The organism is Aggregatibacter sp. HK296 (assembly GCF_980469475.1).
Window position 1 is genome coordinate 383,352 of record NZ_OZ413142.1, and the last position, 11,933, is coordinate 395,284.

The following is an 11,933-nucleotide window of genomic DNA, read 5'->3' on the forward strand; positions in this document are numbered from 1 at the left end:
TATTGTGAACGAAATATGAGCCTAACTGATGAGATTGAGAGAAAATAAAACCGTGAGCCTTGGAAGATTCACGGTTTTTATAACTCGAGTTAAAAATACTGCTAATTAGTATAAACGTGTATTGCGAGCGTTTTCACGAGCAACGCGTTTTGCGTGACGTTTTGCGCGAGTTGCATTTTCACGTTTACGAATTGTCGTTGGTTTTTCGTAGAATTCACGAGCACGAACTTCCGCTAAGATACCAGCTTTTTCGCAAGAGCGTTTGAAACGACGTAATGCTACGTCAAAGGATTCATTTTCACGAACTTTAATTACAGGCATAAGCCAATCACCTCAATGAGTTTAATTAATTTAATTGCAATTTAAATTTTACTTGTTGCCACAAGTCGTGGCAGATTCAATAAAGGTCGCAATTTTAATCCAACTTAACAGGAAAAGTAAAGGGAAGATTCACCTTTTCCTGAAATCCGTTTTGATAAACTGGTTAAACCCTTGTAAAAAAGGTAAAATTCGCCCTAATTAAATCCCATATAAAGAGAACACAAATGCGAATTTTAGGCATTGAAACGTCTTGTGATGAAACGGGCGTTGCCATTTATGACGAAGAAAAAGGCTTGATTGCTAATCAACTTCATACGCAAATTGCGCTACATGCCGATTACGGCGGCGTGGTGCCGGAACTGGCTTCGCGTGATCATATCCGAAAATTAGCACCATTATTACAAGCTGCCTTACAAGAAGCCAATCTTACTGCGAAAGACATTGACGGCGTGGCCTATACAAGCGGCCCCGGTTTAGTCGGCGCATTGTTAGTGGGTTCTACCGTAGCACGTTCTTTAGCGTACGCATGGAATATCCCTGCCATCGGTGTACATCATATGGAAGGGCATTTACTGGCACCCATGCTGGAAGAAAATCCACCGCACTTTCCTTTTGTAGCGTTGTTGGTGTCTGGCGGGCATACTCAATTAGTGCGTGTGGATGGTGTTGGACGCTACGAATTATTAGGCGAATCTATTGATGACGCTGCAGGTGAGGCGTTTGATAAAACGGCAAAATTACTCGGATTAGATTATCCTGGCGGTGCGGCACTAGCTCGTTTAGCGCTAAATGGCACGCCAAATCGTTTTGCTTTTCCTCGCCCGATGACTGACCGCCCTGGTTTGGATTTTAGTTTTTCCGGTTTAAAAACCTTTGCCGCCAATACGCTTCATCAAGTGATGCAAGAAGAAGGGGAGTTAACCGAGCAAAGCAAAGCGGATATTGCCTATGCGTTCCAAGAGGCGGTGGTGGACACGCTCGCCATCAAATGTAAGCGTGCGTTAAAGCAAACAGGCTTGAAGCGTTTAGTGATTGCCGGTGGCGTGAGCGCCAATAAACAGTTGCGCCAAACCTTGGCGGAGCTGATGCAACAATTAGGGGGAGAAGTGTTTTACCCACAACCGCAATTTTGTACCGATAACGGCGCCATGATTGCCTATGCCGGTTTTCTACGTTTAAAACAAGGACAGCAGCAAGATCTTACCATCGAAGTGCATCCCCGCTGGGCAATGACCGAATTAACTGCTGTTTAATTCGATATCAAATCAAAGTGCGGTCAAAAATTTAAACGTTTTTTGACCGCACTTCAGTTAAGGAAACATTATGGACAACATTAAATTTAGAGCAATGCGAGCCGCCGGCATCGGCTGTTTTGTTATGTTAGCGATTATCGGTTTCTTTGTGTTTACCACACCGACAAATGAGCTGATTGATTTCTTAACAGAGATTGGCCAAATGGCAGGTGGGCGAACCACTATCGGTGTCTTTATTCTTGCCTCGTTACCGCCCTTCACCGGTTTTATCTGCTATTACTTTTGGAAATGGGTGCTCAAATAATGGCTAAGTTGTATTTTTATTATTCCACTATGAATGCAGGAAAATCGACAACTTTGCTGCAATCTTCCTATAACTACCGTGAACGCAATATGAACACGCTGGTTTATACGGCGGCGATAGATGATCGTTTCGGCGCCGGGCGCGTGACTTCGCGTATTGGGATCAGTGAACAGGCGAATACCTTCGCACGTGAGACGGATTTATTTGCAGAAATTCAACAACACGTAACGAAAGAGCCGTTGCATTGTATTTTGGTGGATGAAGCACAGTTTTTAACCAAAGAACAGGTTTATCAACTGAGCGATGTAGTGGATAAACTGAATATTCCTGTTTTATGTTATGGCTTGCGCACCGACTTTCAAGCAGAACTTTTTGAAGGGAGTCGCTATTTGTTGGCATGGGCGGATCAGTTGGAAGAACTTAAGACTATTTGTTATTGCGGACGTAAAGCCAATTTCGTATTGCGTTTAAATGAACAAGGCGAGGTCGTCAAACAAGGGGATCAAATTCAAATTGGCGGCAACGACAGCTATTTATCGGTCTGCCGATTGCATTATAAAGAACGCATGGCTGAATAGATGGTTTCAAAGTGCGGTTGTTTTTTTAGTTTTTTTTGTAGGGACAGGCTTTATGCCTGTCCTTATTTTTTGCTTTGGGATAAATGGATTTCTGTCCTTACACTTTATCCATTAACCCACGCCAAGAACTCCTCCTCACTCAATACCTGCACGCCTAATTCTGCCGCTTTGCTGAGTTTGGAACCTGCCGCTTCACCGGCGATAACATAGTCGGTTTTGGCTGAAACACTACCACTGACTTTGGCGCCGAGTTGTTGTAGCAGTGCTTTGGCGTCGTTGCGTCCCATTTGGGAAAGGGTGCCGGTGAGCACCACGGTTTTGTCTTTGAACGGATTTTCTTTCACATCCTGCACTTCAACAGTTTCCCAATGTACGCCTTGAGCGATGAGATCATTCACCACGGCAACATTGTGTTCTTCACGCCAGAACACAAAAATGCGATTCGCGACCACTTCGCCCACATCAGGCACTTGTTGTAGCTGTTCTAAATCGGCATTTTGTAAGGCTTCTAAGGTTTTGAAATGGTTTGCCAGATTTAATGCCGTGGCTTCACCCACATCACGAATACCCAACGCAAAGATAAAACGGGCGAGGGTCGTGTGTTTGGCTTTTTCTAAGCTGGCTAACGCATTTTCAGCCGATTTCGGCCCCATGCGTTCTAAGCGGGTGAGTGTGGTTAAATCCAACTTGAACAAATCTGCCGGGGTATGAACCAATTCGCGATCTACCAGCTGCTCAATCAGTTTGGCACCTACGCCGTCAATGTCCATGGCTTTGCGTGAGACGAAATGTTTTAGCGCTTCTTTGCGCTGTGCTGCGCAGAATAAACCGCCTGTGCAACGTGCCACCGCTTCGCCTTCAATGCGCACGATTAAGGAATCGCACACCGGACAGTGCGTTGGAAAGACAATTTGGCGCGCATTGGCCGGGCGGCGCTCATGTACGACGCCAATAATTTGTGGGATCACATCGCCGGCACGGCGAATAATCACCGTGTCGCCGATAGCAATGTTGAGACGCTCGATCTCGTCGCCGTTATGTAAGGTCGCGTTACTTACCGTTACGCCGGCAACGAACACCGGTTGTAGTTTAGCCACAGGCGTGATGGCACCGGTGCGACCGACTTGGAATTCCACGTCATTTAATACTGTTAGTTCTTCTTGTGCAGGAAATTTGTAAGCGATTGCCCAACGCGGTGCTTTGGAAATAAAGCCCAGTCTTTGTTGCAATTCGATGTCATTGACTTTTAATACCGTACCGTCAATGTCATAACCCAAGGAACTACGTTTTTCCATCATAGTGCGGTAGAAATTTAAAACGTTTTCAACGCCATCACATAAACGGATTTCGCTATTTACCGGCACACCGACGGATTTCAACCATTGCAAACGTTCATAGTGTGTTGGTGGCAAATCGATGCCTTCAGCAATACCAATGCTGTACGCGTTGAGCATTAACGGACGTTGGCTAGTGATTTTGGGATCCAATTGGCGTAAGGAACCTGCTGCTGCATTACGCGGGTTAGCAAAGGTTTTTTCTCCCTGTTCCAAGGCGCGTTCATTTAGGCGCTCGAACCCCTCGTGCGGCATAAACACCTCACCGCGCACTTCCAAGCGTGCTGGCGGATTGTCCGTCAATAGCTGCAAGGGAATGTTACGAATGGTACGAATGTTTTGTGTGATGTCTTCGCCCGTTGTACCATCGCCGCGAGTTGCCGCTTGGGTCAGCACGCCATTCACATATAAAATGCTGACTGCCAATCCGTCCAATTTAGGTTCGCAACAAAAGGTCAATGGTTCTGGCACAAGTCCTAAACGATCCTGAATACGTTTCACGAACGCCAAAAATTCCTCATCAGAAAAGGCGTTATCCAACGAGAGCATCGGAAGTTCATGTTTAATTTGCGCAAATTCTGACAACGGCCGCGCGCCTACACGTTGGGTCGGCGAATCGGCGGTGATCAGTTCGGGATGTTGTTGTTCTAAGGTTTTGAGCTGATGAAAAAGGCGATCGTACTCGCTGTCGGGAATCTGCGGATCGTCTAACACATGATATTGATATTCGTGATAACGCAGAGTTTTTCTAAGGTCGTCAATTTGTTGTTGGATTGAAGTTGTCATTGTGATTCCATAAAAATAATCGAAAAAACGACCGCACTTTTTAGGTGCTCAGCGAGCCAAAAGTGCGGTCGTTTTTAAAAACGTTTTTAAGCCGCGTGATGAATTAAGCTACTTTGGCCAAATATTCCTGTTCGGCGTGGTCGTTGAAAATTTCTTGTTTATCCGTGAGGACGAAACCGCCAAGTTCATCCGCCAAACTACGGGCGGCGCGAATCATGGTTTTCAGATTGACGATGTCATTGCCCGGTGAAGGTAATTGCATGAAAATGGCAATACCAACGGTGACCAGATTGTCCATGTCATAAGGATTAAAGGTGCCGGGCTGTTGTAAATTCGCCACGCTGAATAGCACTGGACTGGCAGCAGTTAAATCCAAATGGCGATGATAAATATGCTGATCGCCAAAAATAAAACCTAGGCCATCGAGTGCTTGTGCTAAGCGTCTACCGTTAAATTCACGATTTTCTGGCGCAACTACATATAACATAATGAAGTCAGGCGTACGTTGATTTTCTGAGACCGTCTCCACCGCAGAGGTTGTTGATTGGGTAGTCGTCGTGTGTTGTTCATTTGCCTGGTTTAATGAAACGGTTGGCGTCACATATTCGTTTTCTGTTTGAAGCGAGTTTCTTTCAGATGGGGAAACTGTGCTTGGCTCGGCATAAGACGGTTCATCATAAGATTGAAATGACGTATTAGCTTGTGTCATTACGGGTTGAACAGGTTGCGTCGGTTGTTCATGAAAGGAATAGGACGCCGTTGATTCAACGTTATTCAATGTTGTGTTGGAAGTTCCATTCGGTAAGGTAATTTTAATTTCATCGACGGCACGCTCAATGGAATGAGGCTCGTTTATGCTTGGTGTGGCAGTAGCTTCAAAATCCAATGCTTGTTGTTGTGGAGGCGTTTCTTCGACAAAAGAATGCACCGGTTTGTCGGCAATCGGTGTTTCTGTTATCGGCTGTGCCGGTTGCGGCGCATTAAAACGATTGGGTTGATGATTTTGTGAAAAAGTATTGGCGTTTTTGAAATATTGGGATTTCTCGCGACGGTTTGACCAAATGCCGTGCGCAATCAATGCCAATAGGGCGATAACCCCCAAGATAATCAAAATAGTATTTAAATCCATTGCCGACTCTCCCATCATGTAAAACTCATGTATAAGTGGGCGTAAGCTTATCATATTTTTACAAAATTGATGAGAGACAACGTTTGATTTTTTTCGCCGCACTTTGTATTCTGGGCCTCTTTTCCTTGGGGGAGAACGTGATGTTGAAAGAGCAAGAAATAAAAGCCGGTTTTGAGTATTTTGTGATGGGCTGGCACTTAATTTTACAAAAGGGGTTACGCCGTTTTGTGATCCTGCCGATTTTATTAAACGTACTATTGTTAGGCGGCTTATTTTGGATGTTTGTGAGTCAAATAGGAGGTTATATTGACGGCATTATGTCCTATGTTCCTGATTGGCTTGCGTGGCTGAGCGGCATTTTATTGCTGGCTTCCATTTTGATGATTTTAATCCTGTTTTACTTTATTTTTACGACGTTGTCGGGTTTTATCGCAGCGCCGTTTAATGGCTTATTAGCAGAAAAAGTCGAAAAAATGCTGACAGGGGAAGATTTGCAGGAAATGTCTTTATGGGATTTTCTGAAAGATGTGCCTCGTATGTTAGGGCGTGAATGGCAAAAGTTGGTTTATAGTTTGCCTAAAATTATCGTCTTGTTTTTATTAGGTTTTGTTCCGTTACTCGGGCAAACTGTGGTTCCGATTGCCACTTTTGTATTTACGGCTTGGATGTTTGCAATTCAATATTGTGACTATCCTTTTGATAATCACAAGATTCCTTTTGACGTAATGAAAAATGAGTTGGCCATTAAGCGTAATGTAACCGTTACTTTCGGTGGTTTGGTTTCATTATGCACGTTTGTACCGGTCGTGAATTTAGTGATTATTCCTGTCGCGGTGTGTGGTGCAACGGCAATGTGGGTGAATGAATATCGCCGTTTATTTAAGCGCTCTTCGCAAGACAAAACCGGCACGGAGGTGAGCTTGCATCATGCTCATTCCGTTGGCGGACAAATCGTAAGTAAATAGCTTTTAGTTATTATTTATAAAAAATAGCTATTTTTTTATTGCGAGCTCTCGTGTTAAAACTAGTGCCATAAAATATTCCTTATGCTTTGGAGAACAGTATGACTATTTATAACGACAATTCTTATTCTATCGGTAATACACCGTTGGTGCGTTTAAAACATTTTGGCAACGGCAATATCGTGGTGAAAATTGAAGGGCGTAACCCAAGTTTTAGCGTGAAATGCCGTATCGGCGCGAACATGGTTTGGCAGGCCGAAAAAGACGGTTCTTTGACGAAAGATAAAGAAATCGTGGATGCGACCAGCGGGAACACCGGTATTGCTTTGGCCTATGTAGCAGCGGCACGCGGTTATAAAATTACGCTTACCATGCCGGAAACTATGAGCAATGAGCGTAAGCGTTTATTGCGCGGTTTGGGCGTGAATTTAGTGCTTACCGAAGGTGCTAAAGGCATGAAAGGCGCGATTGCCAAAGCAGAAGAAATTGTGGCATCTGATCCGAGTCGTTATGTGATGTTAAAACAGTTTGAAAATCCGGCAAACCCGGAAATTCACCGTAAAACCACCGGTCCAGAAATCTGGAAAGACACTGAAGGTAAAATTGATGTATTGGTTGCAGGCGTAGGCACTGGTGGTACCATCACCGGGATTTCTCGTGCCATTAAATTAGATCATGGTAAACAAATTATCTCCGTTGCCGTAGAACCGGCTGAATCACCGGTGATTACTCAAACTCTTGCTGGTGAAGAAGTTAAACCTGGTCCACACAAGATTCAAGGTATCGGTGCAGGCTTTATTCCGAAAAACCTCGATCTTTCCTTAATTGATCGAGTGGAAACGATTGATAGTGAAACGGCGATCGTGACTGCCCGTCGTTTGATGGCAGAAGAAGGGATTCTTGCCGGTATTTCTTCCGGTGCGGCTGTCGCTGCGGCTGATCGCTTGGCGAAACTGCCTGAATTTAAAGATAAACTGATTGTGGTGATTTTACCGTCTGCGGCAGAGCGTTATTTAAGTACCGCACTTTTTGACGGCATTGAAGTGTAATAAAGGAAAGCAAAATAATGTTTGGTAAAAAGCCTGTCATTTGACAGGCTTTTTTGTATGCCTTATTTACATCATTTAGCGGGCGAGGATTTGTTTAACCCGTTGTTGCAATGCCGGGATGGCTTCTTGCACAAACCAGGGATTTTTAGCCAACCATAGCTGATTGCGTGGGGATGGATGCACGAGCGGCAAAAAGTGCGGTAGAAATATTCGGTAATTTTTTACGGTTTCTGTCACATTAAGTTTGTTCTGTGGCAGATAATATTTTTGTGCGTATTGTCCGATCAAGATGGTCAGTTCAATATGAGGTAAATTCGCTAGAATCTGTGAATGCCATTTTTCTGCAAAGCCTTTGCGTGGTGGCAGATCGCCTGATTTGCCTTTCCCTGGATAGTAAAAATCCATCGGAATCACCGCAAACAAGCCGGAATGATAAAACACCTCTCGATCGACACCCAACCATTCGCGTAGGCGATCACCGCTTTGGTCATTCCAATACAAACGCGTTTGTTCTGCTTTTGTACCAGGCGCTTGTCCGACAATGTTAATGCGGGCAGTTGTCGGGGCAGCAAATAGCGGCTCAATACCACGTTCAGTGAAGGATTGATTTTGCGGATCGCGCATAATGGCGTTTTTGATTTGGCTCAGAGTTGACATAATGGCGTTTTTAATAAAGTTTTTGTGTGGGATGAAAACTCAATAAGCCAGGGTATCCGGCTTATTGAAGAAAAAGTGCGGTGGTTTTTTGCGGTGTTTTCACGCTATTAACGTGGCACACATTGTTCTGCGAGAACTTCCCCAACACTGGTTTTTAAGGTGGAAACATCTTTGCGTTCTAGCCACACCCAATGAATGTTGGCATAATTTCGCCCATTTTCCGCAATGGTCGGGCTTAGTTTATGGGTCACATTGTTAAACGTTAAACTGATGGAACGCGTTTTGTTTTTTTTGTGCTTGGTAGTGTGAAACACGATACGAACGATTTTGTCGTCCTTACAAAGGTATTCTTTCATCTCTCCTTTTTGAGTGGCTTTTTGTAAAACCGGTTGTTGCGGTTTTTCGGAGGCTTTAGGTTCGATTGGCTTGGAGGTACAAGCAGCAATACCCAGTAACATCAGTAATATAAAGCTCGCTCTTAACATAATGTGTACCCTTCTAAATGGAATAAGCGTAGTTTTGACTACGCTTATTGAATTTTACGGATTATTTTTTAAATTGGTAGCTACCGTCAGCTTGGCGAACAAAGCGTGCGCCATTGGAAAGGCGAAGCTCGTTAACACGACCTTGTGCATTGACAGTTACCTGAACTTTATCGCCCGGTTTGAAACTGCTTAGCGCGTTGCCGGCGCCATTGGCTTTTGTCATGGCATTCACATCGGCAATAGGTAGGTTGTTATTACGAAATACCTGCATTAAAGAAACGCCTTGCGGAACGACTAAGGTTTTGCTTTCTGCACTCGTATTAACTGTTTTAGTCGTTGCCGGTTTCGCTTCTAAAATTTCAACCACTTGTTTTTCGGTTTTCGCACTTTGGGCTTTTACCGATGGATTTTTATGCTCAACTTTTTGTGGTTTTTCAACCGTTTTTGTTTTCACCGGTTCCGGTTTTTTCACTGTTTCATGTGGTGTGCTTTGCGGCTTAACCATTTCTTGTGGTTTAGCCGGTTCCACGGCTTTTGGTTGTTCCGCCGGTTTGTTTTCGGAAACCGAATTCATTGCTTGAGGTTCTGCTACCGGGGTATTTGCCATCGGTTCATTGCTTTGCGCAGGAACAATATTTTCAGCAGTATTTGGCTGTGTACCGGTGCTGGTCGGGTTATCCAACACAGTTGGCTCGTTCACTTGTGATTGATCCAGTTGTTGGAATTGAATTGGTACGTCATTGTTGCTTTGTTGTTCATAAGATTGCACCGTATCTGAACTCGGTTTCATCCATAAAATGAACATAAGCAGTAGCACCAGGGCTAAAATGGTGACAAAAAGACGACGATGTTTTTGCGGTAGCATCGCTAACATCGGCCAGGTTTCAGGGTTTTTAAGGCTGACGACCGGTTTTTCTACGCTTTCTGCTTGCGGTTTTGTTTCATTTGTTGCGGCATTAAGTACAGGCTCGACAACCACATTCGTGGTTTCGATGGATTCTTCAGCAATAATGGTTTCTTCTGCTACATTTGAACTTGCAGCGGCTACATCCGCAGGTGCTGAATCACCGAATACCGGTTCTTTGCGGGTAGCAAATTGATTTTCTGTATTTTTTTGTTCTTTTTTAGCGAACATGCCTTTCGCTTTTTCAAAGAAGGACGGTTCCGGTTTTGTCGGTTTTTTCGGGGTGATTGGTTCCATTTTATTAAAACCTAAATCCAATTCATTTTGCGCCGGATTATTTTCATTTTCCGGGGTTATTTTTTCAGAATCCACAATATACCTCTGATTAACGAATGATGATCTGCCATAAAAGTGCGGTTGTTTTTCTCTGCGTTTTTTCGGTGATGAACGAAATGAGAAATCGAATCTATTACGACATAAATTGATAAGTAAAAAATCGCGCCTATTTTAAAACATCTTTTGCTTTTTTGATACCGTCTTCTCAAGACGAATATAAGGTTTTATTCGGTTCTCCGCCGATTTCACGGGCAAGTTTCGGTACTAAATAACCGGAGCTAATGCGTTGTAGTTCTTTATAAATTTTCAGGGCTTGGGCGTCATCCAGATAAAAATGCGTTGCGCCTTCGACTTTATCCAGCAAATGCAAATAATAAGGCAAAATACCCACTGAAAATAAGCGGTCGCTCAATGTTTTCAGAATTAGTGCGTCATCATTCACATTTTTGAGTAAAACCGATTGGTTTAATAAAACGACACCGCAATTCTTTAATTTCGCCATAGCATGGGCAAAAGCTTCATCAATTTCATTGGCGTGATTGACATGGGTGACCAAAATTTTTTGCAACCGGGTTTGCGCTAAAAGGCGACAAAACGCATCGGTTATCCGTTGCGGAATAACGACCGGTAAACGGGAATGAATACGAAGGCGTTTTAAGTGCGGTATGTTTTCTAAGTGTTTTATCAGCCACTCGAGCTCATGATCTTTTGCCATCAGCGGATCGCCACCGGAAAAAATCACTTCCTCAATTTCAGGACATTCCGCAATATATTGCAACGCTTTTTGCCAATTTTGCTTGGTACCTTTGTTGTCTTCATAAGGAAAATGACGGCGAAAACAATAGCGACAATTTACTGCGCAACCGCCTTTTACCATAAATAACAAGCGATTATGGTATTTGTGCAAAATGTTGGAGACAACGTTTTTATCTTCTTGTTCTTCCAACGGATCTTTGCTAAATCCTTCCGCTTGTAAAAATTCATCCGCAGAAGACATGACTTGTAAAAACAAAGGATCCTTTGGATTGCCCTTTTCCATCTTTTCTACAAAAGGTAGCGGCACGCGCATGGCAAATAATTTGCGCGCTTCAATGTCTTGTTTGAAGGATTCGAGAGGGAGTTCGAGGTGTTGCAATAACATTTTCGGATCGGAAATGCCATTTGCCAAATGGGTTAACCAACTTTGTTCTTCTCTAATCGGGATGTTTTGATGTAGAATAGCCACTTTTAAAAAACAATCTTTTTTGAGGATAATATGGCTACATATACTACCAGTGATTTCAAACCAGGTCTAAAATTTATGCAAGACGGCGAGCCTTGCGTGATCGTTGAAAATGAGTTCGTTAAACCCGGCAAAGGTCAAGCATTCACCCGCACCCGTATTCGTAAATTAATTTCCGGCAAAGTATTGGATGTGAACTTCAAATCCGGTACTTCTGTTGAAGCTGCTGATGTAATGGATTTAAACTTAACTTATTCTTATAAAGACGATGCGTTCTGGTATTTCATGCACCCGGAAACATTTGAACAATATTCTGCGGATGCGAAAGCCGTTGGTGATGCAGAAAAATGGTTGTTAGATCAAGCCGATTGTATCGTGACATTATGGAATGGCGCACCAATTACGGTTACCCCGCCAAACTTCGTTGAGTTAGAAATCGTTGACACCGACCCGGGTCTTAAAGGCGACACCGCAGGTACTGGCGGCAAACCGGCAACCTTAAGCACCGGCGCTGTGGTGAAAGTGCCATTATTCGTACAAATCGGTGAAGTGATTCGTGTTGATACTCGTTCCGGTGAATACGTTTCTCGCGTGAAATAATTTTTTCTTGCAT

Annotated in this window: 13 protein-coding genes; 6 read left to right on the forward strand and 7 right to left on the reverse strand. The window is 43.7% G+C overall.

Translation table 11 applies throughout. The annotated features are described in order from the left end of the window. Positions 1 to 105: 105 nt before the first annotated feature. On the reverse strand, positions 106 to 321 hold the full coding sequence (rpsU, locus tag AC30SH_RS01930; protein WP_005701713.1) for a 30S ribosomal protein S21: 216 nt from the start codon (positions 319 to 321) through the stop codon (positions 106 to 108). A 224-nt stretch (positions 322 to 545) separates the two neighbouring features. Between rpsU and tsaD the strand changes: the two genes are divergently transcribed. The 3 genes from tsaD (at position 546) to AC30SH_RS01945 (ending at position 2,456) form a co-directional block, all read left to right on the forward strand. After that, positions 546 to 1,574, forward strand: coding sequence for a tRNA (adenosine(37)-N6)-threonylcarbamoyltransferase complex transferase subunit TsaD (gene tsaD, locus AC30SH_RS01935; protein ID WP_212509928.1), 1,029 nt, complete (start codon positions 546 to 548; stop codon positions 1,572 to 1,574). A gap of 70 nt (positions 1,575 to 1,644) precedes the next feature. Then, positions 1,645 to 1,878 carry a hypothetical protein gene (locus tag AC30SH_RS01940; protein ID WP_111305210.1) on the forward strand — a complete coding sequence of 78 codons (234 nt, stop codon included), beginning with the start codon at positions 1,645 to 1,647 and terminating at the stop codon, positions 1,876 to 1,878. Further along, positions 1,878 to 2,456, forward strand: a complete 579-nt coding sequence (locus AC30SH_RS01945; protein ID WP_212509927.1) for a thymidine kinase — start codon at positions 1,878 to 1,880, stop codon at positions 2,454 to 2,456. The genes AC30SH_RS01940 and AC30SH_RS01945 overlap by 1 nt, the downstream gene beginning before the upstream one ends. A gap of 104 nt (positions 2,457 to 2,560) precedes the next feature. Here the strand turns inward: AC30SH_RS01945 and ligA are convergent, their stop codons facing one another. Beyond that, positions 2,561 to 4,576 (reverse strand): NAD-dependent DNA ligase LigA, encoded by a 2,016-nt coding sequence (gene ligA, locus AC30SH_RS01950; RefSeq protein ID WP_315027567.1) that lies wholly within the window; start codon positions 4,574 to 4,576, stop codon positions 2,561 to 2,563. Between the two features lie 103 nt (positions 4,577 to 4,679). Further along, complete coding sequence (gene zipA / locus AC30SH_RS01955; RefSeq protein WP_212509925.1) at positions 4,680 to 5,705, reverse strand: cell division protein ZipA; 1,026 nt, start codon at positions 5,703 to 5,705, stop codon at positions 4,680 to 4,682. A 140-nt stretch (positions 5,706 to 5,845) separates the two neighbouring features. Between zipA and cysZ the strand changes: the two genes are divergently transcribed. Then, complete coding sequence (cysZ, locus tag AC30SH_RS01960; protein WP_212509924.1) at positions 5,846 to 6,670, forward strand: sulfate transporter CysZ; 825 nt, start codon at positions 5,846 to 5,848, stop codon at positions 6,668 to 6,670. Positions 6,671 to 6,768: 98 nt separating this feature from the next. Further along, positions 6,769 to 7,716 carry a cysteine synthase A gene (gene cysK / locus AC30SH_RS01965; protein ID WP_048749326.1) on the forward strand — a complete coding sequence of 316 codons (948 nt, stop codon included), beginning with the start codon at positions 6,769 to 6,771 and terminating at the stop codon, positions 7,714 to 7,716. 75 nt (positions 7,717 to 7,791) lie between these two features. Here cysK and AC30SH_RS01970 read toward each other — a convergent pair whose 3' ends face one another. The 4 genes from AC30SH_RS01970 to epmB all read right to left on the reverse strand — a co-directional run bounded on the left by AC30SH_RS01970 (position 7,792) and on the right by epmB (position 11,323). Next, complete coding sequence (locus AC30SH_RS01970) at positions 7,792 to 8,373, reverse strand: uracil-DNA glycosylase family protein (protein WP_212509923.1); 582 nt, start codon at positions 8,371 to 8,373, stop codon at positions 7,792 to 7,794. Between the two features lie 107 nt (positions 8,374 to 8,480). Then, a complete protein-coding gene (locus AC30SH_RS01975; protein ID WP_212509922.1) occupies positions 8,481 to 8,858 on the reverse strand; it encodes an MliC family protein in 378 nt (125 codons plus the stop codon). Positions 8,859 to 8,919: 61 nt separating this feature from the next. Further along, positions 8,920 to 10,134: an opacity-associated protein OapA gene (gene oapA / locus AC30SH_RS01980; protein ID WP_489582035.1), complete on the reverse strand. Its 1,215-nt coding sequence runs from the start codon at positions 10,132 to 10,134 to the stop codon at positions 8,920 to 8,922. A gap of 169 nt (positions 10,135 to 10,303) precedes the next feature. Then, the gene (gene epmB, locus AC30SH_RS01985) at positions 10,304 to 11,323 is read right to left on the reverse strand and encodes an EF-P beta-lysylation protein EpmB (protein ID WP_314885203.1); all 1,020 of its coding nucleotides are present in this window, start codon (positions 11,321 to 11,323) and stop codon (positions 10,304 to 10,306) included. Positions 11,324 to 11,353: 30 nt separating this feature from the next. Here epmB and efp point away from each other — a divergent pair, with 30 nt between their 5' ends. Further along, positions 11,354 to 11,920 carry an elongation factor P gene (gene efp / locus AC30SH_RS01990; RefSeq protein ID WP_005544066.1) on the forward strand — a complete coding sequence of 189 codons (567 nt, stop codon included), beginning with the start codon at positions 11,354 to 11,356 and terminating at the stop codon, positions 11,918 to 11,920. Positions 11,921 to 11,933 lie beyond the last annotated feature (13 nt).

What these genes read in the sequence shown, in the direction of transcription:
- rpsU (WP_005701713.1), bottom strand. Translation starts at nt 321, where the DNA reads ATGCCTGTAATTAAAGTTCGTGAAAATGAATCCTTTGACGTAGCATTA.
- tsaD (WP_212509928.1), top strand. Translation starts at nt 546, where the DNA reads ATGCGAATTTTAGGCATTGAAACGTCTTGTGATGAAACGGGCGTTGCC.
- AC30SH_RS01940 (WP_111305210.1), top strand. Translation starts at nt 1,645, where the DNA reads ATGGACAACATTAAATTTAGAGCAATGCGAGCCGCCGGCATCGGCTGT.
- AC30SH_RS01945 (WP_212509927.1), top strand. Translation starts at nt 1,878, where the DNA reads ATGGCTAAGTTGTATTTTTATTATTCCACTATGAATGCAGGAAAATCG.
- ligA (WP_315027567.1), bottom strand. Translation starts at nt 4,576, where the DNA reads ATGACAACTTCAATCCAACAACAAATTGACGACCTTAGAAAAACTCTG.
- zipA (WP_212509925.1), bottom strand. Translation starts at nt 5,705, where the DNA reads ATGGATTTAAATACTATTTTGATTATCTTGGGGGTTATCGCCCTATTG.
- cysZ (WP_212509924.1), top strand. Translation starts at nt 5,846, where the DNA reads ATGTTGAAAGAGCAAGAAATAAAAGCCGGTTTTGAGTATTTTGTGATG.
- cysK (WP_048749326.1), top strand. Translation starts at nt 6,769, where the DNA reads ATGACTATTTATAACGACAATTCTTATTCTATCGGTAATACACCGTTG.
- AC30SH_RS01970 (WP_212509923.1), bottom strand. Translation starts at nt 8,373, where the DNA reads ATGTCAACTCTGAGCCAAATCAAAAACGCCATTATGCGCGATCCGCAA.
- AC30SH_RS01975 (WP_212509922.1), bottom strand. Translation starts at nt 8,858, where the DNA reads ATGTTAAGAGCGAGCTTTATATTACTGATGTTACTGGGTATTGCTGCT.
- efp (WP_005544066.1), top strand. Translation starts at nt 11,354, where the DNA reads ATGGCTACATATACTACCAGTGATTTCAAACCAGGTCTAAAATTTATG.